Source organism: Methylobacterium sp. AC433 (assembly GCF_979253015.1).
In genome coordinates this window covers 200,879-224,751 of record NZ_CEEDBN010000001.1, presented here as the reverse complement: position 1 = coordinate 224,751, position 23,873 = coordinate 200,879, and the positions used below count along the sequence as shown (strand labels likewise).

24 protein-coding genes, 1 tRNA gene and 1 pseudogene are annotated in these 23,873 nt (G+C 68.9%); 12 read left to right on the top strand and 14 right to left on the bottom strand.

The features are described from left to right. The first annotated feature begins 24 nt into the window (after positions 1–24). Positions 25–567, top strand: a complete 543-nt coding sequence (locus tag AC0IWM_RS01045) for a hypothetical protein (RefSeq protein WP_471752673.1) — start codon at positions 25–27, stop codon at positions 565–567. 132 nt (positions 568–699) lie between these two features. Further along, positions 700–2,388 (top strand): methyl-accepting chemotaxis protein, encoded by a 1,689-nt coding sequence (locus AC0IWM_RS01040; protein ID WP_471752672.1) that lies wholly within the window; start codon positions 700–702, stop codon positions 2,386–2,388. Between the two features lie 108 nt (positions 2,389–2,496). Here AC0IWM_RS01040 and AC0IWM_RS01035 read toward each other — a convergent pair whose 3' ends face one another. From AC0IWM_RS01035 to AC0IWM_RS01025, 3 genes are all read right to left on the bottom strand, one after another. Then, positions 2,497–3,156 carry a haloacid dehalogenase type II gene (locus AC0IWM_RS01035; RefSeq protein ID WP_471752671.1) on the bottom strand — a complete coding sequence of 220 codons (660 nt, stop codon included), beginning with the start codon at positions 3,154–3,156 and terminating at the stop codon, positions 2,497–2,499. Positions 3,157–3,165: 9 nt separating this feature from the next. Next, a complete protein-coding gene (murJ, locus tag AC0IWM_RS01030; RefSeq protein ID WP_471752670.1) occupies positions 3,166–4,707 on the bottom strand; it encodes a murein biosynthesis integral membrane protein MurJ in 1,542 nt (513 codons plus the stop codon). A 442-nt stretch (positions 4,708–5,149) separates the two neighbouring features. Beyond that, on the bottom strand, positions 5,150–5,749 hold the full coding sequence (locus tag AC0IWM_RS01025; RefSeq protein ID WP_056471824.1) for a superoxide dismutase: 600 nt from the start codon (positions 5,747–5,749) through the stop codon (positions 5,150–5,152). Between the two features lie 232 nt (positions 5,750–5,981). On the opposite strand from AC0IWM_RS01025, the gene AC0IWM_RS01020 reads away from it, so the two are divergent. Then, entirely contained in the window at positions 5,982–6,914 is a 933-nt protein-coding gene (locus tag AC0IWM_RS01020) for a hypothetical protein (protein WP_471752669.1), read from the top strand. Between the two features lie 28 nt (positions 6,915–6,942). On the opposite strand, the gene AC0IWM_RS01015 is transcribed toward AC0IWM_RS01020, so the two are convergent. From AC0IWM_RS01015 to AC0IWM_RS01000, 4 genes are all read right to left on the bottom strand, one after another. Then, positions 6,943–8,733, bottom strand: a complete 1,791-nt coding sequence (locus AC0IWM_RS01015) for an HWE histidine kinase domain-containing protein (RefSeq protein WP_471752668.1) — start codon at positions 8,731–8,733, stop codon at positions 6,943–6,945. 191 nt (positions 8,734–8,924) lie between these two features. Further along, complete coding sequence (gene trmB / locus AC0IWM_RS01010) at positions 8,925–9,680, bottom strand: tRNA (guanine(46)-N(7))-methyltransferase TrmB (protein ID WP_471752667.1); 756 nt, start codon at positions 9,678–9,680, stop codon at positions 8,925–8,927. A 4-nt stretch (positions 9,681–9,684) separates the two neighbouring features. Then, on the bottom strand, positions 9,685–10,863 hold the full coding sequence (gene metK / locus AC0IWM_RS01005) for a methionine adenosyltransferase (protein WP_471752666.1): 1,179 nt from the start codon (positions 10,861–10,863) through the stop codon (positions 9,685–9,687). Between the two features lie 143 nt (positions 10,864–11,006). Continuing rightward, positions 11,007–11,432, bottom strand: a complete 426-nt coding sequence (locus AC0IWM_RS01000; protein ID WP_471753083.1) for a helix-turn-helix domain-containing protein — start codon at positions 11,430–11,432, stop codon at positions 11,007–11,009. Positions 11,433–11,926: 494 nt separating this feature from the next. Between AC0IWM_RS01000 and AC0IWM_RS00995 the strand changes: the two genes are divergently transcribed. Beyond that, complete coding sequence (locus tag AC0IWM_RS00995) at positions 11,927–12,124, top strand: DUF2735 domain-containing protein (protein WP_471752665.1); 198 nt, start codon at positions 11,927–11,929, stop codon at positions 12,122–12,124. A 230-nt stretch (positions 12,125–12,354) separates the two neighbouring features. Here the strand turns inward: AC0IWM_RS00995 and AC0IWM_RS00990 are convergent, their stop codons facing one another. Both AC0IWM_RS00990 and AC0IWM_RS00985 read right to left on the bottom strand, forming a co-directional pair. Further along, positions 12,355–12,573: a hypothetical protein gene (locus tag AC0IWM_RS00990; RefSeq protein WP_471752664.1), complete on the bottom strand. Its 219-nt coding sequence runs from the start codon at positions 12,571–12,573 to the stop codon at positions 12,355–12,357. Positions 12,574–12,677: 104 nt separating this feature from the next. Continuing rightward, positions 12,678–13,163 carry an Lrp/AsnC family transcriptional regulator gene (locus tag AC0IWM_RS00985; protein WP_471752663.1) on the bottom strand — a complete coding sequence of 162 codons (486 nt, stop codon included), beginning with the start codon at positions 13,161–13,163 and terminating at the stop codon, positions 12,678–12,680. Between the two features lie 106 nt (positions 13,164–13,269). Here AC0IWM_RS00985 and AC0IWM_RS00980 point away from each other — a divergent pair, with 106 nt between their 5' ends. From AC0IWM_RS00980 to AC0IWM_RS00955, 6 genes are all read left to right on the top strand, one after another. Beyond that, positions 13,270–15,663 (top strand): transketolase, encoded by a 2,394-nt coding sequence (locus tag AC0IWM_RS00980; RefSeq protein ID WP_471752662.1) that lies wholly within the window; start codon positions 13,270–13,272, stop codon positions 15,661–15,663. Positions 15,664–16,026: 363 nt separating this feature from the next. Then, positions 16,027–16,791, top strand: coding sequence for a DUF72 domain-containing protein (locus AC0IWM_RS00975; RefSeq protein ID WP_471752661.1), 765 nt, complete (start codon positions 16,027–16,029; stop codon positions 16,789–16,791). Positions 16,792–17,000: 209 nt separating this feature from the next. Beyond that, positions 17,001–17,077, top strand: a tRNA-Arg gene (locus AC0IWM_RS00970). 451 nt (positions 17,078–17,528) lie between these two features. Continuing rightward, entirely contained in the window at positions 17,529–17,825 is a 297-nt protein-coding gene (locus AC0IWM_RS00965; protein ID WP_471752660.1) for a hypothetical protein, read from the top strand. Between the two features lie 203 nt (positions 17,826–18,028). Beyond that, positions 18,029–18,307 carry a hypothetical protein gene (locus tag AC0IWM_RS00960; protein WP_471752659.1) on the top strand — a complete coding sequence of 93 codons (279 nt, stop codon included), beginning with the start codon at positions 18,029–18,031 and terminating at the stop codon, positions 18,305–18,307. A 212-nt stretch (positions 18,308–18,519) separates the two neighbouring features. Then, positions 18,520–18,777, top strand: a complete 258-nt coding sequence (locus AC0IWM_RS00955) for a hypothetical protein (RefSeq protein WP_471752658.1) — start codon at positions 18,520–18,522, stop codon at positions 18,775–18,777. Positions 18,778–18,805: 28 nt separating this feature from the next. Here AC0IWM_RS00955 and AC0IWM_RS00950 read toward each other — a convergent pair. The 5 genes and pseudogenes from AC0IWM_RS00950 to AC0IWM_RS00930 form a co-directional block, all read right to left on the bottom strand. Continuing rightward, positions 18,806–19,081: pseudogene (locus AC0IWM_RS00950) on the bottom strand (DUF4113 domain-containing protein); the annotation flags it as partial. Between the two features lie 99 nt (positions 19,082–19,180). Further along, complete coding sequence (locus AC0IWM_RS00945; protein WP_471752657.1) at positions 19,181–19,951, bottom strand: hypothetical protein; 771 nt, start codon at positions 19,949–19,951, stop codon at positions 19,181–19,183. After that, on the bottom strand, positions 19,948–20,391 hold the full coding sequence (locus AC0IWM_RS00940) for a hypothetical protein (protein ID WP_471752656.1): 444 nt from the start codon (positions 20,389–20,391) through the stop codon (positions 19,948–19,950). Before AC0IWM_RS00940 ends, AC0IWM_RS00945 begins: the two co-directional genes overlap by 4 nt. A gap of 600 nt (positions 20,392–20,991) precedes the next feature. After that, positions 20,992–21,447 (bottom strand): hypothetical protein, encoded by a 456-nt coding sequence (locus AC0IWM_RS00935; protein WP_471752655.1) that lies wholly within the window; start codon positions 21,445–21,447, stop codon positions 20,992–20,994. Then, positions 21,444–22,268, bottom strand: a complete 825-nt coding sequence (locus AC0IWM_RS00930; protein ID WP_471752654.1) for a TIGR04255 family protein — start codon at positions 22,266–22,268, stop codon at positions 21,444–21,446. Before AC0IWM_RS00930 ends, AC0IWM_RS00935 begins: the two co-directional genes overlap by 4 nt. A gap of 493 nt (positions 22,269–22,761) precedes the next feature. Here AC0IWM_RS00930 and AC0IWM_RS00925 point away from each other — a divergent pair, with 493 nt between their 5' ends. Both AC0IWM_RS00925 and AC0IWM_RS00920 read left to right on the top strand, forming a co-directional pair. Beyond that, complete coding sequence (locus tag AC0IWM_RS00925) at positions 22,762–23,313, top strand: thermonuclease family protein (protein ID WP_471752653.1); 552 nt, start codon at positions 22,762–22,764, stop codon at positions 23,311–23,313. 127 nt (positions 23,314–23,440) lie between these two features. After that, positions 23,441–23,860 carry a CopG family transcriptional regulator gene (locus AC0IWM_RS00920; RefSeq protein WP_471752652.1) on the top strand — a complete coding sequence of 140 codons (420 nt, stop codon included), beginning with the start codon at positions 23,441–23,443 and terminating at the stop codon, positions 23,858–23,860. Positions 23,861–23,873 lie beyond the last annotated feature (13 nt).

Here is a 23,873-nt window from a genome sequence, read left to right as displayed (position 1 = left end):
CATGTATTCCTGTCGCGATCATGATTGCTCGACATCGAATCGATGCGAGTGTCTTTACGCCTGTTCTCAGACGGAGGCTTGATCATCATGTCACGACATTGGGTCTTCCTGTCCGCAGCCGTGCTGGCCGCGCCCTTCGCGCACGCCGCCGAATTGCCACGCAGTGGCACCGACAGCTACTCCACCACCTACGTCACCTCCTCCTTCGTCACGATGAAGCTCGGGGAGCGCACGGTGACGACCTACGACAGCTCCGGGATCACCCGGAACGACGCCGGCGGCCCGATGTTCAACAACATGGGCACCCGCTGCATCGGGATGCGCGAGGTCGTCGGCAGCGAGGCGCTGAACCGCGGCTCCTGCATCGACAGCGACGCCGACGGCGATCAGATCTTCTCCACCTACGAGGCCAAAGGCACCAAAGGCGCGCATGTCTTCATCGGCGGAACGGGCAAGTACGCCGGGATTTCGGGCACGGCGGATTATACGAGCCAGTCGGTGAAGAGCCCGGACGGACGTGGAATGACGCTGGTCATTCATCAGTCGAACTGGAAACTATCACCTTGACTATTCAATCTAAGACGCCCGTGCAGGATGGTCACTCACGGTGAACTTCGCCCTCGCCAGGTGAATCCGGGGAAATTTTTAACGCCTCTGAAGAATGATGCGAGGCCTTCCTCCAGACGGGCTCCTCGCCGCATGTCCCTCCGCGCGCTCTCCATCCGCACCAAGCTGTTCCTCAGCTTCGGCCTCGTCTTCGGTCTCGTGGCGGTGATCGGCGGATCGGCGCTGATGCAGCTGCGGGCCGTGAACGCGGTGGCGCGGGAGATGCGCGACGAACGTCTCCCGAACGTGCAGCTGCTGGGCAAGATCCAGGTGCTGGTGCTGCGCACCCGGACCAACGGCGCGCGGCTGATCACCGCCGATACGCCGGAGCTGCGCAACGAGGTCTCGGCGACCCTGGCCAAGCGCGAAGCCGAGATGAACGGCCACCTGCAGGCCTTCGCCGCGCGGCCGAAATCGCCGGAAGCGGCCGCCCTCTATGACAGCTTCCAGACGAACTGGGCCGCCTACAAGGCGTTGCAGGAATCCGTGATCGCGCTGGTGAAGGCCGGCAACGGCGCGGCGGGCCAGCGCATCTACAACACCGAGATGTCGACGGGGGTGAACGCGGTGCTCGGCCCGCTCCAGAAGCTCGTCGAGTACGAGGAACGCAGCGCCGCCGCCAGCGGCGCGCAGGCTCAGGACACCTACGACACCGCCCTCCTCACCACCGCGATCCTGGTCGGCGTCGCCCTGCTGATCGCGGCCGGCGCCGCCATCGGCCTCGCCCTCGGCGTCAGCCGCCCCCTGCGCCGCATGACCGACGCCATGGGCCGCCTCGCCGACGGCGACGCGACGATCGTCGTGCCGGGCACCGGGAGCCGCGATGAGATCGGCGCGATGGCGGGGGCCGTCCAGGTCTTCAAGGACAACATCATCCGCACCCGCGCGCTCGAAGCCGAGACCGAGGCGGCCCGGGCCGGGGCCGAGGCCCTGCGCCGGCAGACCATGCGCGACCTCGCCGACCAGTTCGAGGCGGTGGTGGGCGGTGTCGTGGCCCAGGTGGGCACGGCGGCGACGCAGCTGCAGACCACCGCCGGCAGCATGTCGGCCAATGCCGGCGAGACCGCTCACCGCTCGGTCACGGTGGCGGCCGCCGCCGAGGAAGCCTCCTCCAACGTCACCACGGTGGCGGCGGCGGCCGAGGAGCTCGGCTCCTCGGTGGACGAGATCGGCCGCCAGGTCCAGGGCTCGGCCACCCTCGCCCGCGAGGCGGTGTCCGAGGCCGGCCAGACCGCGACCTTCGTGCGCGACCTCAGCGAGGCGGCCCAGCGCATCGGCGACGTCGTGGCGATGATCAGCACGATCGCGGGCCAGACCAACCTGCTGGCCTTGAACGCCACCATCGAGGCCGCGCGGGCCGGCGAGGCGGGCCGGGGCTTCGCCGTGGTGGCGGCGGAGGTGAAGGAACTCGCCAACCAGACGGCCCGGGCCACCGACGAGATCACCGGCCAGATCGCCCGCATCCAGGCCTCCACGGGCCAGGCGGTGGAGGCGATCGGTGGCATCACCGGACGCATCCGCGAGATCAGCGAGGTGGCGACCTCGATCGCGACGGCGGTGGAGGAGCAGGGCGCGGCGACCCAGGAAATCGTGCGCAACGTCGCCCAGGCCTCGGTCGGGACCGGAGAGGTCACCCAGAACGTCGCGGGCGTCGCCGGGGCCGCCGAGGAGACGGGGGTCGCCGCCGCCCAGGTGCTGGCCTCGGCCTCCGCCCTCGCGCGCCAGTCCGACGCCCTCGGCGGGCAGGTCGCGCAGTTCCTCGCGACCATCCGGGCGGCCTGAACGCCGCAACCGGGCGGCCTGAACGCCGCAACCGGGCGGCCTGAACGCCGCAACCGGGCGGCCTGAACGCCGCAATCGGGCGGCCCGGACGCCGCCCGGGGCACATCCTCAGAGCAGGGCCTCGAGGTTTCCGATCACCCGATCCGGCGGATGGTCCGGGTACTCGTCGGGCACGCCCTTGCGGTCGACCCAGACCGGCCGGAGGCCGAAGGCGGCCGCGCCGGCCACGTCCCAGCGGTTCGAGGAGCAGAACAGCACGGCGCCGGGCTCGACCCCGAACCGGTCCGTGGCGATGCGGTAGGCGGCCGGAGCGGTCTTGAAGGTCCGGGCAGTCTCCACCGAGAGCACCGCGTCGAGCGCGTCCGCCAGCCCGGCGGAGGCCACCGCCCGCTCCAGCATCGATGCGTCGCCGTTGGAGAGGATCGCGGTCTGCCAGCCCGCCGCGCGCAGGGCCCGGAGCGTGCCGGGCACCTCCGGATAGGCGTCGAGATCGCGATAGGCGTCGAGGAGCCGGGGCCGCAGCGCCCGGTCGACCGCCGGATGGCGCGCCAGGGCATAGTCCAGGGCCTGCTCGGTCAGGCCCCAGAACGGGACATGCCGCCCCATCAGGCCGAGCACCCAGGAATATTCGAGCTGCTTGGCGCGCCAGGTCTCGGACAGGGCCGCGGCGTCCGGCCCGATCGCGTCCGCGTGGCGCGCCACCGCCGCATGGACGTCGAACAGGGTGCCGTAGGCGTCGAAGACGGCGATGCGGGGGGATTCGGCCATGCGGGCTCCTCAAGCGCGCCGCAGGCGGACCCCGAACAGGCGCAGCGTCGCCAACAACAATCCCGCGTAGACCAGCGTTCCGGCGAGCCCGAGCAGGCCCAGCACCGCGATCTCGCGCAGGTGCGGCAGGGCCGGCACCAGGGCCTCGGCCACGGGCAGGCCGTAGCGGGCGGTGGCGGCGAGGGCGAGGCAGGCCACCACCACGCCGAGGGCGGTGACCCCGAGGGTGCGGCCCGGCGCCATCCAGCCCCGTCGCCAGGCCAGGGCCACGAGGAGGCCGAGATTGACCCACTGGCCGATGGCGGTGGCCATCGCGAGGCCGGTGACGCCGTAGGGTCCGGTCAGCACCACCTTGAGGGCGACGTTGATAGCGATGGCGGTGAGGGAGGCGATGAGCGGGGTCATCGTGTCCTGCCGGGCATAGAAGCTCGGGAGCGCGCTGCGCAGGAGCACCACGGCCGGCAGCGCCAGGCCGTAGGCGGCGAGGACCGAGGCGGCCCGGGCCGCGTCCTCCGCCCCGAAGGCGCCGCGCTGGAACAGGGCCGTCATGACCAGGGCCGGCAGGGTGAGGAAGGCCACCGTGAAGGGCGCCGAGAGGGCGAGGGAGAAGCCCGCCGCCCGGTTCTGGGCCGCGTGCGCCCCGGCGACGTCGCCCCCGGCGATGCGCCGGCTCATCTCCGGCAGGAGCACCGTGCCGGCCGCGATGGCGATGACGCCGAAGGGCAGCTGGTAGAGCCGGTCGGCGTAGTACAGGGCCGAGACCGCGCCGGTGGGCAGGAAGCTCGCGATGATGGTGTCGGCGAAGGAGGCGATCTGGAAGCCGGCCGAGCCGATCACCGCCGGCCCGAGCACCGTGAAGAAGCGCCGCATCGCCGGGTCGCGCAGGGTCGGGGACGTCAGGGTCGGGGCGATGCCCGCCCGCCGGCAATCCCACCAGACCAGGGCGAACTGCAGCACGCCCGAGACGGTGACGCCCCAGGCGGCGGCGTAGGCGGCGTTGGGGAAGAGCGCGGCGAGCCCCAGGGCGGCCAGCATCGACAGGTTCAGCAGCACCGGCGCGCCGGCCGCCACGGCGAAGCGCCGATGGGCGTTGAGGATGCCGGAGAACAGGGTCACCAGCGTCATGAACAGGAGGTAGGGGAAGGTGATCCGGGTCAGCGACACGGCGAGCGCGAAGCGCTCCGGGTCCTCGGAGAAGCCCGGCGCCAGGGCCCGCACCACCCAGGGCATCGCCGGCATGGCGAGCGCCAGGAAGGCGATCTGGACGAGGAGCATCAGGGTGAAGATGCGGTCCGCGAAGCGCCGGGCCGCACCGGCCTCGGGGTCGGCCGCCTCCCGCTCCGAGAGGCTCGCATAGCTCGGCACGAAGGCGGTGTTGAAGGCGCCCTCGCCGAAGATCGCCCGGAAGTGGTTCGGCAGGCGGAACGCCACCACGAAGGCGTCGGCGAGCGGCCCCGCCCCCAGGATCGCGGCCATGACCACGTCGCGGGCAAAGCCGGTGACGCGGGAGACCAGCGTCCAGCCGCCGACGGAGAGGATGCTGCGGATCATGGATCGGGACTGCCGGGACGCGGGGCTTGGGAGTGTCGGGCGAGGCCTAGACCATGCCGCCGCGCGTGGCGCAAACGCGGAACCGTTCGATGGACGGGCGCCTGGCGCCTCGCACCGACGGACGGCCCGCCATCGGCGATCGCCGGACCGGGAGAATCCGCCCCTGCGAAGCGGGTCCGCCTCGCCTTCGACGGGGCAATCGCCCAGGACACCGCGCCGTCATTCCGGGTCGCCGCAGGCGAGCCCGGAATCCGGAGCCGCCGGACCGTGCGAACGCTCGCACCACCTGCGTTTGCGGATCCCGGACTCCGCTGCGCGGCTCCCGGGTGACGGCGTGCCGCCGGCGAAGTCCGGTCAACCGGCCTCCGTCGGCGACGGCCCTGTCCTCCGAGAGGACGAGCCTGTCCCGAGCCTCGCGGCGAGGCCGTGAGATCGCTGGGTCTTACGCGGTGGCTTCGCCGTACATCTTCTCGACGTGCTCCCAGTTCACTAGGTTCTCGATGAACGCCTTGAGGTAGTCGGGCCGGCGGTTGCGGTAGTCGATGTAGTAGGAGTGCTCCCAGACGTCGACGCCGAGGATCGGCTTGGCGCCGTGCACGAGGGGATTCTCGCCGTTCGGGGTCTTCATGATGGCGAGCTTGCCGTCCTTGACGGCGAGCCAGGCCCAGCCCGAGCCGAACTGGCCGATACCGGCCTGGATGAAGTCGGCCTTGAACTTCTCGAAGCCGCCGAGATCCTCGTCGATCTTCTTGGCCAGGGCACCCGGGGCGGCGCCGCCGCCATTGGGCTTCATCCACTGCCAGAAGTGGATGTGGTTGTAGTGCTGGCCGGCATTGTTGAAGAGCGGCTGGTTGTTGCCGTAGGCCGAGGTCAGGACCTCCTCGACGCTCTTGCCCTCGAGCCCCGTGCCCTCGAGCAGCTTGTTGCCGGTGTCGACATAGGCCTTGTGGTGCTTGTCGTGGTGAAACTCGAGGGTTTCCTTCGACATGTAGGGGCCGAGCGCGTCGTAGGCGTAGGGCAGTTCGGGCAGGGTGAAGGTCATGGGCAACTCTCCGGCTCGTGAGACATTGGACGGGGGACGTCGCGCGAGCTGCGCGCGACCCTCGCACCAACGCGCCGTTACGTAAGTCGATGCCGGGGCGAAGTCGACCACCATCGATGGGACGGCGGCCCGCGCGGCCGCGCCGGGCGGCCGGCCGCGCATTTTGCAAATGCCTCCCAGGCCTTTAGTGTGCGCCCCGCACCTGAAGGTGCAGGCGTTTGTCGAGAAGTCCATGAGCATCGCGCTGTTCGCGCTGGCCGCCGTCATGATCGTCGGCGGCATCGTATCGGTCATCCAGGGTTTCCCCTTCGTCCGGCTGGAGAGCGGCCTCGCCATGACCATCGCGGGCGCCACGACGGCCTCGGCCGGCGCCGTGGTGCTGGGCCTGGCGGTGGTCGCGGCCCGCCTGCGCAGCCTGGCGCAGTCCCTCGCCGACGCGCCAGCCGCGTCGCCCCGGCTCGCTCCGTTCGAGCCGGGGGCCACCGGCTCGGCGACGGACGGCTCGGGCGTCCCCCACCGCGCCCGGCCGAGCCTGGCCGCCACCGCCGCGAGCCTGGGCGCCGGTGCAGGCCTGGGTGCGAACCTGGGCGTCGCCTCCACCCGCCCCGGCCTGGAGCCGACCTTCCTCGATCCGGCCCCGAAGCCACCCGAGCCGTCCGCCGCCGAGCCTTTGCTGCCGAACCTGCTGCCCGCGGAGGAGCCGCTGGATCGTCCGCACGCTGCCGAGTCCGCACCGGAACCGGAGCTGCGCGCGACCGAGGACGACCTGTTCGAGCGCCCGGCGCCCGAGCCGGCGGCCCCGCCGGCGAGCGCGCCCCTGTTCGTGGAACCCGAGCCGGAGCCCGTGCACGAGCCTGCACCCCGTCCTGCGCCCGAACCCGTCGCCCTGCGCCCGTCCCTCGTCGAGACCGGCGAGCTGGTGGAGGGGCCGGCCGACAAGCCGGAACCGGCCCCGGAGCCGCTGCCCGTGGAGGCTGCGCCCGCCGTCGAGGAGGAGCCGCAGGTCGTGGGCACCTACGCCTCGGGCGGCAACACCTACGTGATGTATTCCACCGGCGTGATCGAGGCGGACACGCCGCGCGGCCGATTCACCTTCGGCTCCCTCGACGAGCTGAAGGCGTTCGTCGAGGCGGGCGGGGAGAGCGACAGCCGCGGCGCGGCCTGAACCGCAGGGGCCGGGCGCCTCGGCGCCCTCACGCGAGCGGATTGAGCGCCGCGTTGCGGATCGGCAGGGGCGCCCGCATCGTCAGGGCAAAGCCTTCCGGCGGGTAGTCCATCGAGACCTCGGCCCGCACCTGCGCCGTCAGCACGCGTTGGAGCAGCCGCGAGCCGAAGCCCTGGCGCGTGGGCGGGCTGACCGCCGGGCCGCCACTCTCGACCCAGGTGAAGTGCAGGGTGCCGGCCGGACCGCCGGCCTCCAGGGCCCAGGTGATCGCGACCCGGCCGTCGCGGGTCGACAGCGCCCCGTACTTGGCGGCGTTCGTGGTCAGCTCGTGGATCGCCATGCCGATCGGCACCGCGATCTCGGACGACATGTCGACGGGCGGCCCCGACAGCTGGATCCGGGCGTCCCGCTCCGCCGTGTTGTCCAGGGCGCCCTCCGCGTAGGGCTTGAGCTCGTTGGCGAGCAGGGTCCGCAGGGATGCCGTCTGCCAGGTGTCCTCGGTGAGGACCGAGTGGGTGTGGGCCAGCGACATGATCCGGCCGACGAAGGCCTCGTAGAAGCTCTCGATGCTGGACGCGGTGCGGGCCGTCGATCCGACGATGGCCTGCACCGTGGCCAGGGTGTTCTTCACCCGGTGGTGCAGCTCGCGGATCAGCAGGGTCTGCCGCTCCTCCGCGAGCCGGCGCTCCGTGACGTCGGCCACGACCCCGATCAGGCGGCGCGGCAGGCGGTCGGGGGCGTCGCGCTCGAAGCGTCCGGCGAAATCCAGGGTCCGCCAGGCGCCGTCACTGCGGCGGATGCGGCCCGAGACGGACAGGATGCTGTCTTCGCGCAGGGCCCGCGTGATGGCGGCGCGGAAGCCGGGACGGTCCTCCGGGTGGAGCAGGGTCTCTAGGAATTCGCGCTTTCCCACGGCGCCGTCGGCGGGACTGCGCCCGAAGATCGCGAACATGCGTTCGTTCTCCCAGACGGCGTGGTCGTCCAGCATGTGCCACTCGAAGATCCCGAGGGCGGCGAGCGAGGTGGCGATGCGCAGGCGCTGCTCGCCGGCGCGCAGGGCCTCGCGGGCCTCGACGCGGGTGGTGACGTCCTCCACCACGCCGACCAGCGTCGCCGGCCGCGCGGCCCCCTCGCTCGCCGGGACGGCCTGCCCCCGGACCTCGACATCGATCGCGGCGCCGTCGCGGGCGCGGCGCAGGCGGCACTCGAAGGCGAAGGGCCGGGCTTCGCGCAGGGCGGCGCGGACCTGGGCGCGGATGCGGGCGACTTCGCCGCCCTCCATGGCGGCCTGGAGGAGGCCCCAGGTGACGGGGCCGTCGGCGGCATGGCCGAGGAGGTGGGCGGCCCGGCGCGACAGGACGACCCGGCCGTCGGCGAAATCGTAGCGCCACTCGCCGAGCCCCGCCGCCGTCAGGGCGGCGCGGTTCTCCTCGGCCCGCACGACCTCGTCGGGATCGACCGCCTCGACGACGAGGACCTGCAGGTCGTCGCGCCTTGCCGAGGGACGGATGCGCATGTCGAGGCCGGTGCCGTCCGCGCGCAGCCAGCGCCGGATGCAGACGCGCTGGGCCACCGCGCCGAGGACCGAGAGGGCGCGCCCGTCGAGCGCGCCGGGCGCGTAGCCGAGGAGTTCGCAGAGGTGGGGGTTGGCCTCGCGGATGAGCCCGGCCCCATCGACGACGAGGATGCCGATCGGGGCCTGCGCGAAGGCGGTGCCGTGCAGATCCCGACCCGGCCCGGCATCCGGTCCCGGATCGGGCTCCGAGGCCGGGTCCGCTCCGACGCCCGCGGTGGAAGATTGGTCCGAAGCGTCGTGCACGCCACATCCTCGCTCAGCGGGTCCGACGTCGTGTCATGGACTCGCGGCCGCGCTCCGCCGACAGGCTCGGACGCGATCGGCGTCCATCTGACAACCGAAGACCGAGCGGGACAAGGCCGGGCTGAGATGGGGAATGCGTGTTTCCCGAACAACCCCATCAAAAGGATGACGGCGGCCCGGGATCCGCGGCGCTAGGGCTCGACGCGGCGGAACTCGAGGTAGCTCGGCGGACGCCCCGCCGCCAGGGCCTTGGCCTCGTAGCGGGTGCCGGGCCAGTCGGACCAGGGCCGCATCCAGTCGGGAGCCGCCTCGGCGGTCCAGGCGAGGCCAGGGCAGCGCGCGGCGCGCACGAGGGTCCAGCCCGCGTAGTCGTCGATGTCGCTGGCGAAGCGGAACACGCCGCCGGGCCGGAGCACGCGGGCGATCTCGGCCAGGGCGGTGTCGGAGACGAAGCGGCGCTTGCGCTGCCGGCGCTTCGGCCAGGGGTCGGGATAGAGGAGGTAGACCCGGGCGAGGCTGGCGTCCGGCAAGGCGGCGAGTAGGGCCGTGGCGTCCTCGTCCCAGACCCGGACGTTGCGCAGGCTGGCCTCGTCCACCGCGCGCAGGAGCTTGACCACGCCGTTCACGAAGGGCTCGGCGCCGATGATGCCGGTGCGGGGATGGGCGGTCGCCTGGGCGGCGAGGTGCTCGCCGCCGCCGAACCCGATCTCGAGCCAGACCTCGTCGACCGGCACCGGAAACAGGCTCGGCGGATCGAGGTGCCGGCCGGCCGGCGGCAGGCTCAGGCGAAGCCTCGGCAGCAGCTCGGCCAGGCGATGCTCCTGGCCGGCGCGCAGGCGCTTGCCTTTGCGGCGGCCGTAGAAGGCACGATCGGCGCCTTCCCCATTGTGGCCTTCCGGGCCGTGTCCGCCCGGTTGGGGCGGGAGATGGTCCCGCCCCAGGCTCATGGGGTCAGGCCAGGGCCGACTTGAGGCTGTCGGCGAGGTCGGTGCGCTCCCACGAGAAGCCGCCATCGGCCTCCGGCGCGCGGCCGAAATGGCCGTAGGCGGAGGTGCGGGCGTAGATCGGCTTGTTGAGGCCGAGCTTCGTGCGGATGCCGCGGGGCGACAGGTCGAGGGCGTTCATCAGCACGTCCTCGAGCCGGGCCTCGTCGACCTGACCGGTGCCGTGCAGGTCGACGTAGATCGACAGCGGCTTGGCGACGCCGATGGCGTAGGCGAGCTGGATCGTCGCGCGGGTGGCGAGGCCGGCCGCCACCACGTTCTTGGCGAGGTAGCGGGCCGCGTAGGCCGCCGAGCGGTCGACCTTCGTCGGATCCTTGCCCGAGAAGGCGCCGCCGCCGTGGGGCGCCGCGCCGCCGTAGGTGTCGACGATGATCTTGCGGCCGGTGAGGCCGGCATCGCCGTCGGGACCGCCGATGACGAACTTGCCCGTGGGGTTCACGTGCCAGACGGTCTCCTCGGAGACCCAGTTCTGCGGCAGGGCGGCCAGGATGTAGGGCTCGACGATGGCGCGCACGTCGGCCGAGTCGAGGGACTCGTCGAGGTGCTGGGTCGAGAGCACGATCTGGGTCACGCCGACCGGGCGGCCGTTCTCGTAGCGGACGGTGACCTGGCTCTTGGCGTCGGGGCCGAGCTTGGCGGCGTCGCCCCGCTTCGCCTTGCGGGCGTCGGCGAGGTCCTTGAGGATCTTGTGGGCGTAGTAGATCGGCGCCGGCATCAGCTCGGGCGTCTCGTCGGAGGCGTAGCCGAACATGATGCCCTGGTCGCCCGCGCCCTCGTCCTTGTTGCCGGCCGAGTCCACGCCCTGCGCGATGTCGGCGGACTGGGCGTGCAGGTGGATCGCGATGTCGTTGTTCTTCCAGTGGAAGCCCGACTGCTCGTAGCCGATGTCCTTCACCGCCGCGCGGGTCAGCTCGGTGAGATGGTCGAAGGTCACCGAATCCGGGCCGCGCACCTCGCCCGCGATGACGATGCGGTTGGTGGTGGCCAGGGTCTCGACGCCGAGGCGTGCCTCGGGCATCGCCGCGAGGTAGGCGTCCACGACGGTGTCGGAGATCCGGTCGCAGACCTTGTCGGGATGGCCCTCGGAGACCGACTCACTCGTGAACAGGTAGTTCGAACGCGGCATTGAAGGCCCCCGACGCTGTGAGCGCCCAAGCTGTCGCGGCGCCGTTCCTGGTTGATCTAGCGCGAGTGTCTGGCAGGCAGGCCGCGCAGGGTCAAGCCGGAAGACCGGATAAATCCGTCAAAGCGAACGAACCGACCGATAAATCAGCCGCGGAGCTGGCCGCCGATCGCGTGCAGGATCGCGGCGAACCGATGCCGGTCCTGTTCGGGGAAATGGCTGTTCACGTGCTTGACCACGACGTCGGCCAGCCCGAGCCATGGATTGTCGGCGGCATAGACCTGCTGCCTCGATTCGGAGAATCCCGGCGTTGTTGCCTCGGCGGGAATCGGCTCGTCGCCGTGATCCATGCCGTCGAAGAAGTAGGCGATCGGCACCCCAGTCAACCGGCTGAAGGTGTCGAGATGGATCGCGCTGATTCGATTGGTCCCCTTCTCGTATTTCTGCAGCTGCGCGGCCGACATCCCGAAGCTCTGGGCGACGCGCTTCTGGGTGAGGGACGCCTTCTTGCGCTGCTCGGCGAGCCGCTGTCCCACGTGCACGTCCCGTGCGTCGGTTTTCTGCCCAGCCATCTCGCCCGTCCCACAACTCTGCTTCGCGCCCTTGCAGCGCCCGGGCATGACGAGGGCTCGACCATTCGTCCCCGGCGAAGGCTTCGCTGCGGAGACGAGACCCCTTCCGTTCGCCCGGCGGGACGGTATGGCCCCCTCCCGCAGGCGTCAAACCGGAGCCGGCAGCGGCGGAGCCGGACGCGGCCGATCGTGTGGACAATCGGGTCGGGCCTCAGGCGGTCCGCAGGGACCCTCCCGACGTTGGACCTTGCCCGGCGGCGCCCCTGCCGGAACCGGCACGGCGTGGAGCCGATCAGGCCAGGAAACGATCATGCTCGCTTTCGCGCCTGGAACGGTCAGACCTATTGACCGATCCTGAAAGAATATGCGGCACGCCTATATTTCTCGCATCCTGATGATTTCACGAGCCCTTCGTGATGCAAAATGTATCGATCGTGCCTATACTCATCGTCGAGGGCGCTGCGAAGGCAGTGCACGAAAGGACCCTAAGATCCATGACTATGGGACATCATCAGCACACCGCCACCATCCTGCCCTTCCGCGCGCGACAAGGATCCTCGACCCTCGGATCGAGCCTGGTCGACAAGTCGAATGCCGAGACGAAGGCGCAGACCCGGCCTCAAATGGACTACCAGGACAGCTGGTACCATCAGGCCGCCATCGAGGAAGCGTCCCGCACCCGCAAGCCGTAAGGCGCCTCGCCCCCTCGACAGCCGCTGGCTGCACGGGCAGGGCGCTTGAGACCGGGACGGCCACCGCCCTGTTCCGCCCTGCGGATACGGGCATCGCCGATCACGGCGGAACAGCGTGTCGGTGCAGGCCGACGGCAGGAAGTTCGACGACGGGGCTGTCGATCAGGACGGGCCGGGCGGCGCAGCGTGCGCCTCCGGGTCTCGCGAGAGGTGCCACGCGGTCCGGTTGTTCAGACCCCGGCCCGCCGCTCGTGCCGCCAGAGTGCCACGGCGTGTCGGCGCGCCTCGTAGGCCCGGCGCATCGGCGAGCCCTCTTCGCCGCGTCCCTCGGGGCCGTAGCCGAAGTGCAGGACACCATCGGGACCGTGCAGACGGGTCACCTCGAACCGCCAGGCCTGGTCGGCGCGCGCCAGGCCCGCTTCGGTCTCGGCGAGTCGGTTCGTGTGCATGGTCGCGGCCTCGCAGGGGAGAGGACGGATAACGTAAGCCGGCGTCGTTTGCTCCCGCCTCCCGACCGGCCGCGCATCGCCGGAGGTCGCCCGCGCCGGGCCGCTCAGCCCCGTTCGATCAACGGGATGGGCAGCGCGTTCGCGCGCTTGACCTGGCCCAGGGCGAAGCTCGACTCGATCGCCGCGACGCCGTCGAGGCGGGTCAGCTTCTCCTTGAGGAAGCGCTCGTAGGCCTCGAGGTCCTCGACCACGATCCGGAGCAGGTAGTCGCGCTGCCCGGTCATCAGGTAGCAATCGACCACCTCGGGCCAGCGGGCGACCGCCACCGCGAAGCGGTCGAGTTCCTCCTCGCGCTGGCGCTCGAGCCGAACCGAGGCGAAGACGCTGACCGGCAGGCCGACCGCGACCTGATCGACGACGGCGACGTAGCCCTTGATCACGCCCGCCGCTTCCAGCAGGCGCACCCGCCGGGCGCAGGGCGAGGCGGAGAGGCCGACCCGGTCGCCGATCTGCTGCACCGTCAGGCGGGCATCCTCCTGGAGGCAGGCGAGAATGCGGCGATCGATGGCGTCGAGAACCGGTTTTGGCATGAACGGCGCCTCTGGAAGGCTTGGGCAACCTATCTGAGCCAGGGAGCAGCGTTTCGACAAGCTGATTTGGCCAGTTTCACCGCGCGAAGGCGCCTAGGATCCTGTCATGAGCGATCCGCGACTGCCCTACCTCGCCGCCCTGGCCCGCAAGAGTCTCTGGCTCTCGACCTGGACCATCCACAACGCCAACCACCTGCGCGCCTCCGCCGACGGGCTGAAGGTGGGCGGGCACCAGGCCTCCTCGGCCTCCCTCTGCGCGATCATGACGGCGCTCTACGGAGCCGTGCTGCGTCCCGAGGACCGGGTCGCGGTCAAGCCGCATGCGAGCCCGATCTTCCACGCCCTGCAATACCTGTTCGGCCACCAGACCCGGGAGAAGCTGGAGACCTTTCGCGGCTTCGGCGGCGCCCAGTCCTATCCCTCGCGCACGAAGGACGTGGACGACGTCGACTTCTCCACCGGCTCGGTCGGCCTCGGCGTGGCGCAGACGCTCTTCGCGTCGCTGACCCAGGACTACGTGCGGGCCAAGGGCTGGGGTGGCGGCCGGCCCGAGGGCAAGATGGTGGCGCTGATCGGCGACGCCGAGATGGACGAGGGCAACATCTTCGAGGCCCTCCTGGAGGGCTGGAAGCACGGCCTGCGCAACACCTGGTGGATCGTCGACTACAACCGCCAGAGCCTCGACGCGGTGGTGCGCGAGGGGCTGTGGGCGAAGTTCGAGGCGATGTTCGCCAATTTCGGCTGGGACGTGGTGGTGCTGCGCCACGGCTCGCTCCAGCAGGCGGCCTTCGCGGAGCCGGGCGGGGCGCGCCTGAAGGCCTGGATCGAAGCCTGCCCGAACCCGATCTACTCGGCCCTGGCCTTCCAGGGCGGCGCGGCCTGGCGCCGGCGCCTGACGGAGGAGCTCGGCGACCAGGGCGAGGTCTCGGCCCTGATCGACCGGCGCTCGGACGCCGAGCTCGCCGCCCTGATGGGCAATCTCGGCGGCCACGACCTCGCCATGCTGCTGGAGGCCTTCGAGGCGGCCCGCACCCATGACCGCCCGGTCTGCTTCATCGCCTACACCATCAAGGGCCACGGCCTGCCGCTGGCCGGCCACAAGGACAACCATGCGGGCCTGCTGACGCCGACCCAGATCGAAGCGTTCCGGGCCGAGATGGCGATCCGGCCGGGCCACGAATGGGAGCCCTTCGAGGGCCTCGCCGTCGCCCCCGACGCCATGCGCCGCTTCCTCGCCGAAGTGCCCTTCGTGCAGCAGGGCCGCCGCCGCTACGCGGCGCCGGCAATCCCCGTCCCCGAGCGCCTCGCGGCTCCGAAGCAGGCCGCGCTCTCGACGCAAGCAGGGTTCGGCCTGATCCTGCACGAGATCGCCAAGTCCGACTCGGCCTTCGCCGCCCGCATCGTCACCACCGCCCCCGACGTCACGGTCTCGACCAATCTCGGCGCCTGGGTGAACCGGCGCGGCCTCTTCGCCAAGGAGGCGATGGCCGACACCTTCCGCAAGGAGCGCATTCCCTCGACCTTCAACTGGACCTTCGCGCCCTCCGGCCAGCACTTGGAACTCGGCATCGCCGAATCGAACCTGTTCACCGCCCTCTCGGCGCTGGGCCTGTCGCATTCGATCTTCGGCGAGCGCCTGCTGCCGGTGGGCACGCTCTACGATCCCTTCATCGAGCGCGGCCTCGATGCCCTGAACTACGCCTGCTACCAGGATGCGCGCTTCCTCCTGGTGGCGACGCCGGCGGGCGTCACCCTCGCGCCCGAGGGCGGGGCGCACCAGTCGATCAAGACGCCGCTGATCGGGATGGGGCAGGACGGCCTCTCGGCCTTCGAGCCCGCCTTCGTGGACGAGCTCGCGGTGCTGCTGCGCTTCGCCTTCGCGCACATGCAGCGCTCCGGCCCCGCCGAGCCGGACCCGGTGACCTGCCTGCCCGACGCGGCCGGCGGGTCGGCCTATTTCCGGCTCTCGACGCGGAGCCTGGAGCAGCCCGCCCGGGAGATCGGCCCGGAGTTGGCCGCCGACATGGTGGCGGGCGCCTACTGGCTGCGCCGGCCCGGCCCGAACGCGGAAGTGGTCGTCGCCTATCAGGGGGCCATCGCCCCCGAGGCGATCGCCGCCACCGGCCTGATGGCCGAGGACCGGCGCGACGTCGGCCTCCTCGCCGTCACCTCCGCCGACCGGCTGCAGGCCGGCTGGACGGCGGCCCAGGGCCTGCGCGAGCAGGGCCGGCCCGAGGCGTCGAGCCACATCGAGCGCCTGCTCGCTGAGGTGCCCGCCCATTGCGGCCTCGTCACCGTCCTCGACGGGCACCCGGCGACCCTCGGCTGGCTCGGCTCGGTGCAGGGCCATCGCACCCGGGCGCTCGGCGTCTCGCAATTCGGCCAGACCGGCACGATCGCCGACCTCTACCGCCACTTCGGCATCGACGCGCGCGGCATCGCCACGGCGGCCCAGGCGATCGCCCCCGGCCGGCGGATCCGGCACCTGCGCCTGGCCTGAAGCGACCTCCGCCGACGCCGCACGCCCGCTCCGGATCCGGGCGTCGCGGCGGCGTGACGCGCGCCGCCCGCTCAGGGCGTCGGCATGCGCGCGGTAGCCCTCGACCTCCGCGACGAGGCCGGACCGGCGCTGGTCGAGATGCGCGAAATCGGCATGGGTGCGAGGCGGAACGTCCGGTCGGCCCGTGAATTCGATCACATCCGGCGGCCTGCGCCGGTTCGGGGCGGGCATGCGGCCGGTGCGGGAGGCGTGCCGCCGGCCGGCCGACGGCGCCGCCGGGCGAGCGACGGGGATTCCTCGTCCGGCCCCGTGGACGGGCTCCAGTGCCGGTCGCGAGGCGAAGGCGCGGACGGAGGGCAGGGCGTGATCGCGATCGGAACGGCCGGGTGGAGCGTGCCGAAGGGCTGTGCGGAGGCGTTTCCCGCCGACGGCAGCCATCTGGAACGGTACGCCCGACGGCTCGACGTGGTGGAGATCAACACCTCGTTCCATCGCCCTCACCGGGTCGAGACCTACGCGCGGTGGGCCGGCGCCACACCGGAGCATTTCCGCTTCGCCGTCAAACTCCCGCGCACGATCACCCACGAGCAACGCCTTCAGCACGTGGAGATGCCCCTGCGGCGCGTCCTGAGCGAGGTCGCCGGGCTCGGCCCGAAGCTCGGCCCGCTCCTGCTGCAGATGCCGCCGAGCCTTCGCTTCGACCCCCAGGCGAGCGCCGGGTTCCTGCGGCGCTTTCGGGACGCCCATGCCGGCAGCATCGTCTGCGAGCCGCGGCATGCCAGCTGGTTCGCGCCGCAGGTCGATGCGCTGCTGTCAGAGCTGCGGATCGCGCGCGTGGCGGCCGATCCGGCGCCGGTGCCCGGCGCGGGGGAGCCCAGCGGCTGGCCCGGACTGCGCTACCATCGCCTCCACGGTTCGCCGAAGATCTACGTCTCCGCCTATACGACGCGGACCCTCGACGCGCTGGCCGGCCGCCTGGCGGCGGAGGCCGCGCAGGGATGCGAGAGCTGGTGCATCTTCGACAACACCGCCGCCTTCGCGGCGACCGGCGACGCGCTCGCCCTCCGCCAGCGCGCCTGCCCCCCGGATGACCGGACGGATCGCACCCGCCATCGTGACGCCCCCTGACGCGCCAGCCCGGGCGGCCTTCGAACCGTCGCCGGCGCGGCCGGATCCCCGCGCGGGTCCCGGTGCCGGCTCGAACCCGCGCACGCGGCACGCTCCGACCGAAGGCGCCGCGCCCGCGAAGCGCCTCCGCCACGCCCCCTCGCGTCCCGAGGCCCGCCACAGACCCGTTGCGCGGAGCCCCTGCATGGGCTACCAGAGCGACACGGTCAGCACCCGTAGCTCAGCTGGATAGAGCGTTGCCCTCCGAAGGCAAAGGTCACACGTTCGAATCGTGTCGGGTGCGCCAACAAAATCAGGCACTTAGCTAGCTCTCCTCACTCTGTCCCACATTCTCGGCCCACACAGCGGCCTGGAGGTGATGCCCGGGGCAAGAGCGCAGTTAGCACCGATCAATTCGTAGCGCCGATAACCATCGCTGCCACAGCGGGATGGCGAAGCTCTGCCATCATATCAAGGAACACCTCCTGTCCGATCAACTAAGCAAAGAGCGGCAGCGCGCAGAAGCAGCTTTCGCGAAAGAGCAGGGCCGACCGATCCGGATGCCCGACGAGGAAGCGCCGGTTAGCGCTTTGGAGGAGAACTTGGCTCGACAAAAGGCTGCGCGCTTGGCCAGGGACGCCGATCAAGCTGACGCGAGCAAGCGCTAGCAGAAGCATCTTGGGTCAATCCAGGAAAACATCGGAACACATCCCTCCGCTTTGGGTTGGCCCTCCAACGCAACAGCGAAGGAGACATCGATGCGTAAGCTCGCTCTCATTTCCGCCGTTACGCTCTCACTTGGGGCTATTGGCGCAACCGGTGCTCAGGCACAGGGATACGGCTATGGCGGCCACCGTGATGGTGGCTACAGCCGTGACTACGATCGGGGCTATGCTCGAGATCGTGGCTACGAGCGCCGTGGTGATCGCCGCGATCGTCGTGGACTTTCGACAGGCGCGGCCGTCGGGCTGGGCATTGCGGGCGTAGCAGCAGGCGCTGCAGCCGCTGGCGCCTACGATCGGGGCGGGCCGGGCTACTACGGGCGCGGCTACTAAACCCCCTTCCCACAATGAGTTAGAGGCCCTGCCGCGCATGTCGCGGTGGGGCCTCTCGCATTAGGCGGCCTGCAAGCGCGCCGTAGATGTGCTCATGCAGCCACACATCTGGCTGATGCTCGCTTACAAGGACAAGCTGCCACACTCCGCTCCAAAGCCTCATGCATGCCTCCGCAATTGAGGAGAGCGCGGAGGATAGCCATATGAGCAACCAGGGCCAGCCAACTGGAGCCGATGTCATCCGGTTTCCGCCTCGCGTGGCGTCTACAAATCCGGATGCAGACATCGCCTCGATGATCGAGGTGCTTCAGGACCAACTCGCTCTAGCGCGGGAGGGCAAGCTGCGTTCAGTGGCCGTCGTGTCCGTTTCTGCGGATGGCGAGGCGATTGGCACCCAGTGGTCTTGCAAGGGCACTGATGTCAGCGGCCTGATCGGCAAGCTGACAGTGCTGACGCATGACCTGATGGCAGCGCGACGATAGATATCGCAGAGGACACCAGTGAAACTCACCGTCCTATCGCTGGCAGGCGTCAGTTTGCTCACGGTGGCGCGCGGATGCGCGGAGCATTTAGCCCTCCGATGACCCGGCTACGAGAGAAGCTCCTCGGACGAAGCGTAAGCGGGCTCTCGGCCTAGAAGGGAAACCGCGCGGTCAAAGAGAGCTGTCGGCGCCAGCTAGGCTGAAGATCTGAGATGCCGGATCCTTCCCACCACCGCCTAACCCACGACAAGACCGCTCACGAGCGGCGCCGTATGGTTGACTGCGTGCGCAGTGACGCGGTCCGAAAGCGCCGTCAGACTTTCACGCCACCGGCGCGCTCAAGCGTGCTATCCGGCGGCATGCCTCGCTGGTTCTTCCTCCTGTTCGCCATCGCGCTCGGCCTGTCGGTTGTCGGCGGCGTGCTGATCTTCCTGCGGTCGCCCGCGCCGGTCGAGCAGCCGACGAACTGAGGCTTCGAGCGCGAGCTTTCCGATTCCGTCAGGCGTGGGCCGTCGGGAGCTCCTTCACCTGCGTGGTATAGCGCGGGCTGCGCATCTCGAACTTCGTCAACCAGGTCCGCTTCTCGGTGAGCCCGGCCCGGGCCGGCACGACGGCGCCTCGGCCGAAGCGCGCGTTACAGGCGTCCATGGCCGCCATCAGCGGCGCGCTGCGCTCGCGGTCGAGCTGCCCGATCAGTGCCCGCGGCGCGTCCTCCAGCAGCTTCAGGTCAGTGGTAACCACGCCGGCCTTGCTGTAGCGCCAAGGCCGGTCGCCCAGCGCCTCGCGTGCTCAGGGTCGCCTTCGCTTCCGGCCGTTGGCTCTCGATCTCGACGGACGTGCCCGTTCACGATTTGTGAGAGCGGTACGAGCGCTTCAGATAGGAGCTGGAGGCATGGGAGGCGCAGAGACAGGTGCCGCGCTAGTGCCAAGGTCCTCCAGCGCATAGTAACCGATGCGCTTCTCAATTTCGGCGATGTGCTGTCGTGGCTCCTGCAAGGCATCATCCTCCAGAAGCTTGGCGCGCCAATCCCCGCCCTCTCTCCGTAAAACCGCCGGCCTAACCGGCGGGCCGACGCCGCCCGGAGTGTACTGGATGGCGTGCTCAATAGCCCAGCAAAGGCCGACGGTCGCTTCCGCAACCGTGGGCTCCCGCCCTCCCCACAGGACGCGACTTATGAACGCCAAGAAGGGGTCGGCTAGAGTTTGTCCAGCACCCATCGCGACCCAGTGACGTTTTGGGGTCTTACGCTCGGGCTGCAGGTCAAACGTGTTGAACTCAACCAGTTCGTGCATTCCGCCGACCGGCGCCGCGACCATGGCGCCGAAATCCAGACCGGCCGCGGCGGATTGATGTGCTCCACTCTGGTGGAATTCATGCCGGGCTAGCGTTGCGATCGAGACAGCGCAATTCAGACAGTCGCGCTCGAAAACCTGTTGTTGCCATGACTGCTCGACGATGGCCTCGAACCGCTGTGCCAGGCCGATGCTGCCTGTTCCTACGACAATGACCTTATCATCGATAACCCGTATCTTTTCGTCGGAGCAAAATTGGATCAGCGGGTTCCTCCCATTTGCGGAGGTCGAGATACTATCGGCACCGACAACGATGCCATCTGAACAGCGGGCGCCCACGATGACGGTCAATGGCTACGGTCCTGAAAGACGCTGTTAGCCCGCATCTCCGGGTAGGCTTGGTAGATTGACCGGACAAGCGCACCGAACGTTTGCCCGCGGACCCATCGGGCAACGTCGCCGAGATAGCGCGCTGCCTCAGGTGTCATGCCAGCCAGGATGCGGCGCCCTTCCGCCAGTCCATCCTCGCTTGCCGCATATGTCTTCCACCGGCCTCCGGCCGAAGGTCGAACAACCGCTAAGCCGTGGCGTTCGAGGTGCTCAGCCTCAGCATAGACCTCACGATCGAATGGGCCATAATCGTAAGGCTCGAATGCGAACGAGGCGCCATCGTCAATAAGGGCAGGTAGGTTCGTCAGAGCGAGGAACGTGGCCTTTTGCACCTGAACCGGCTCGTATGGCTGCCCATCAGAGGCTGCCAATATAGCGAGAAGGAGATCGCGCCTGGTCATGGAACCCTCGCTACGTCGGCAGGCGGGGGCGTGGCCGTGGGGGCCGGCACGCTCCGTTAGGCTAACCTACGGAACCGCGATGAACAAAAAGGTAGTGAGCCGCAGGAGTGTCGACACTTGGCTCATGCACAGACATGTGCGTTGAGTGGCCCGAATACCCCCCGCATCAACGCCCGGACGTCGTCTTTGTCGTTCTTGCTGAGCTTCGTAACGCCAGCGGCTAGAACGACCGTGATGTGGCCGTGCCACTCTCCTTCTGCTGGTTCATGCGTGACGGAGAAGCAATGGCCGTTCTTGGTCGTCTGTGCACGGATTGCTGCGACATTCGCGTCTATATAACCGCGATAAGTCGACGTAGCGCGACCATTTGATCGGTCGCGTGCCTGCTTCTCGCAGCCAAGCCTGTGGACCTCACTGGATGTCAATACGACTGATCGCAGAACGACCGACTCAGCCATCCCTTCTGAACTCGCGAACTGAAACACCTCCTGCCACACGAAGGCATCGGCCTCGCCGAGCATTCGCGGAGAGAAGATGTGTCGCGACACCTGCTCAGTGTCCCCGACAGTCCGAACCGGCTGTTCCGCCGGCGGAGGTTCATCAGGTGCGAGTGGGGATGTGGGGGAGGAGCACGGGAGGGATGTGTCCGCCATTGTAGATGGTGGGCTCGACATGCTCAGAATTGGCGCCAGGGTTGACGGTCATGTGCAAGACCTTCCCCTCAATGGTCAAGGCGAATCCGCCTGCCAAGCCATGCCAGCTCATCAGGATGTCGCCCTCGTCGTCGACCGCCACCTTCGGCAAAGCGCGGTTGAGAGGAAGGCTCAGCACAAAGTCTACAGCCAACCGGAGGGTGGAGGGAGATACGGCAGGATAGCCCATGCCCGCAGCATAAGACGGCAACTGCTTAATTGCTTCGATGAGATGCGCACGCCTCTGACGCTCCCCAGCACCGGAGACCGTTGGGTCCAGGTCAGAATAGAACTCGAACGGCGTACCGGCGAAAGGCTTCTCGACCGGCATCGCTTCGGCGAAGCTTGCGCGAGCGAAAATCATCCTTGCCTCCCCCAGACCCTATTTTGCACGTCCCGGCTCGTGATGTCGGCAAACGTCGTCACGATCGAGTCATGCGCCAGATCGAACCAGTCCCATATAGCACGAGTTTCAAACACCGCCGAAAATTTCCGCGCGAGCAGATCAAGCCGCACCAAGCCCTGCCCGTCGCTACGCCTTTGTGTGGTGTTCAACGAGATATGGATGTTGCCCTCGTTGTTTGGAAGGTCGAGCTGAGCGTTCCAGCCCAGGCCGGACAGCGGCAGCGATGCCGCGCCCCCTGAAGCAGCCTGCCAAGCGAGGACAGGGACGACCGAAGCAATGTCGTGAGGCCCGTTGAGTTCACGGCCGAATAGCAGAGTGTTCACGTAGGCAAGTTCGAGACCGATAAGCTCAAGCTTTCCGAGATTGTGATCTCGCAGGAACGACGCAAGCACCTCAACAAGGCCGCGCAGCCTAGCTACGATGACATTATAGCTGGGGTAAGGGGCGTCAGGCACCTGTTGCCGCCAGTTGATGATGAGCCTGTCACGCTGCAGTTGAACCAGGGTTGCGTCGTCAGCACTCACGAACCAGACCCGCGGAAAGGGGCTAGCTTCGACAGGGTTGATCTGCAGTTGGATCATGAAGTCCGAGGGGCCGCTCGAAACTACCGTGGGCGGTAGTGGCTGGAGCGTCTCAGTACGAGGAAAATCAGCCTTCAGGCGCTCCCATAAGGCGCCGACATGCGCGACCTGTAAGGCGTCGAGGTCTTGGAAATAGATGCCGCAAACCACCTCCGTGACGGGCGGCTTCCCGTATTTTGGGAGCGGGACGGAAGACATGGGAAGGGCGGGTTCCAGTATGACAGATGCAGGGCGACTAAGGTGCACTCACCCATAGCTGTCAAGCGTTGGGACAGAAGTTGGAGGGCACGAACGCGGGCGACAGGATAGCCAACCTTGCGGTGGTCGCCGACAAATCGGCGTCCTGGCAGATGTCGGATTCCCTCGCCCCAAGCCGCAGCAGCGCGGCGTCGAAGGTTAGGTCGGGACGCTCATTCTCTCGGCAGAATCTCAACGTTGCCGTGGCCGCAAGCCAGCAAGTTAACGCCGGTTGGAAAGAACTCTGCCTGTCTCCCCTCCATCTCCGTCTCCGTCTCCGTTTCCGGCTGCTTCGCAGTTTGTCGGGCCTTCACGATATGGGAGCGCCGCCCAGCCAGGTCGTCACCGCCTGCAGCGAGCCGAAGGTGTGGTCGATCTTGCTGAACGGGGGCGGGCGCTTCTCGATGGGCGGGTCGTCTAACAATTTGGTGTGCCGCGTGTAGGCGCCGGCGTCGTGAGTCGAGGTCCAACGGGCCACACTGCCCACGATCTCGCCGGCAAGGACTACCGCTGCGGACAGACGGCGGCGCTGGCCCTATCCGACCACATCGGTAAGCGCCTCGTGAGCTGCGATCCGCGCGACACCGACCGCTATGGCCGGGTCGTTGCCGTGTGCCGGGCCGAAGCCGAGGATTTGAACGCCTGGATGGTCCGCCAGGGCCACGCCATCGCCTACCGGCGCTATGCCGAGGACTACGCCGACACCGAGCTCACAGCGAAGGCGCTGCGCCAGGGCATCTGGGCTGGGACGTTCCAGGAGCCGTCCGAATGGCGCCGGGAGAAGCGGGCCGGCGGCGAGCACGCGCGGCCCGAGACCGTTACGCCGCCGAGCAAGGCGAGCGGCTGCAACATCAAGGGCAACATCTCGGCCGGCGGCGAGCGGATCTACCACCTGCCCGGCTCGCGCGACTACGAGCGCACCCGCGTCAACGATCGGGCTGGCGAACGCATGTTCTGCTCGGAGGACGACGCGAAGGCGGCCGGTTGGCGAGCGGCTCGGGGCTGAACGAGGTCTGCAGTACGCCTCCTCCGCAGGGGTTCGGCAGTTAAGTCAGCAACAGCGGACCCTTGCGCTTTAACATCCACATGCCATCTCTAGACCATCCAACAGGATGGTTTGGGGAGGTTCTAAGATGGCGGACAATATTCGAGCGCTGCGCCCGAAATCGCCTGACAGCGAGAAGCTGACCCTCAATCTCGGCTTCGTCGATCTCGGACAGATCGACCTGCTGGTCAGGGATGGCTTCTACGCAAATCGTGCTGATTTCATCCGGACAGCGGTCCGCAATCAGCTCGACCGTCAGGGCGATGAGGTGAAGCAGTCAGTCACCCGTAAGAAGCTCACCTTGGGCCTCTCGCACTTCACCGCTCGCGACTTGGAGGCGGCCAGAGACGCTGGAGAGCCGCTCCACATCCAAGTTCTCGGTCTCGCCACCATCGCCCCAGACGTAACCCCTGAATTGGCCCGCCAGGGCATCGCTTCGGTGCAGGTTCTTGGCGCCTTCCAAGCCAGTCCAGAGGTCAAGGCCGCCTTGGCCGACCGCACTAGCTGACAACCAACCTTGC

Excerpts from the sequence above, each read along its gene's own strand:
- AC0IWM_RS00985 (WP_471752663.1), bottom strand. The coding sequence starts at position 13,163 with ATGCCAAAACCGGTTCTCGACGCCATCGATCGCCGCATTCTCGCCTGC.
- AC0IWM_RS01000 (WP_471753083.1), bottom strand. The coding sequence starts at position 11,432 with ATGGCTGGGCAGAAAACCGACGCACGGGACGTGCACGTGGGACAGCGG.
- AC0IWM_RS00980 (WP_471752662.1), top strand. The coding sequence starts at position 13,270 with ATGAGCGATCCGCGACTGCCCTACCTCGCCGCCCTGGCCCGCAAGAGT.
- AC0IWM_RS00930 (WP_471752654.1), bottom strand. The coding sequence starts at position 22,268 with ATGTCTTCCGTCCCGCTCCCAAAATACGGGAAGCCGCCCGTCACGGAG.
- murJ (WP_471752670.1), bottom strand. The coding sequence starts at position 4,707 with ATGATCCGCAGCATCCTCTCCGTCGGCGGCTGGACGCTGGTCTCCCGC.
- AC0IWM_RS01040 (WP_471752672.1), top strand. The coding sequence starts at position 700 with ATGTCCCTCCGCGCGCTCTCCATCCGCACCAAGCTGTTCCTCAGCTTC.
- AC0IWM_RS00990 (WP_471752664.1), bottom strand. The coding sequence starts at position 12,573 with ATGCACACGAACCGACTCGCCGAGACCGAAGCGGGCCTGGCGCGCGCC.
- AC0IWM_RS00960 (WP_471752659.1), top strand. The coding sequence starts at position 18,029 with ATGAGCAACCAGGGCCAGCCAACTGGAGCCGATGTCATCCGGTTTCCG.
- AC0IWM_RS01035 (WP_471752671.1), bottom strand. The coding sequence starts at position 3,156 with ATGGCCGAATCCCCCCGCATCGCCGTCTTCGACGCCTACGGCACCCTG.
- trmB (WP_471752667.1), bottom strand. The coding sequence starts at position 9,680 with ATGAGCCTGGGGCGGGACCATCTCCCGCCCCAACCGGGCGGACACGGC.
- AC0IWM_RS00935 (WP_471752655.1), bottom strand. The coding sequence starts at position 21,447 with ATGATTTTCGCTCGCGCAAGCTTCGCCGAAGCGATGCCGGTCGAGAAG.
- metK (WP_471752666.1), bottom strand. The coding sequence starts at position 10,863 with ATGCCGCGTTCGAACTACCTGTTCACGAGTGAGTCGGTCTCCGAGGGC.
- AC0IWM_RS01020 (WP_471752669.1), top strand. The coding sequence starts at position 5,982 with ATGAGCATCGCGCTGTTCGCGCTGGCCGCCGTCATGATCGTCGGCGGC.
- AC0IWM_RS00940 (WP_471752656.1), bottom strand. The coding sequence starts at position 20,391 with ATGACCAGGCGCGATCTCCTTCTCGCTATATTGGCAGCCTCTGATGGG.
- AC0IWM_RS00995 (WP_471752665.1), top strand. The coding sequence starts at position 11,927 with ATGACTATGGGACATCATCAGCACACCGCCACCATCCTGCCCTTCCGC.
- AC0IWM_RS01025 (WP_056471824.1), bottom strand. The coding sequence starts at position 5,749 with ATGACCTTCACCCTGCCCGAACTGCCCTACGCCTACGACGCGCTCGGC.
- AC0IWM_RS00920 (WP_471752652.1), top strand. The coding sequence starts at position 23,441 with ATGGCGGACAATATTCGAGCGCTGCGCCCGAAATCGCCTGACAGCGAG.
- AC0IWM_RS00955 (WP_471752658.1), top strand. The coding sequence starts at position 18,520 with ATGCCGGATCCTTCCCACCACCGCCTAACCCACGACAAGACCGCTCAC.
- AC0IWM_RS00965 (WP_471752660.1), top strand. The coding sequence starts at position 17,529 with ATGCGTAAGCTCGCTCTCATTTCCGCCGTTACGCTCTCACTTGGGGCT.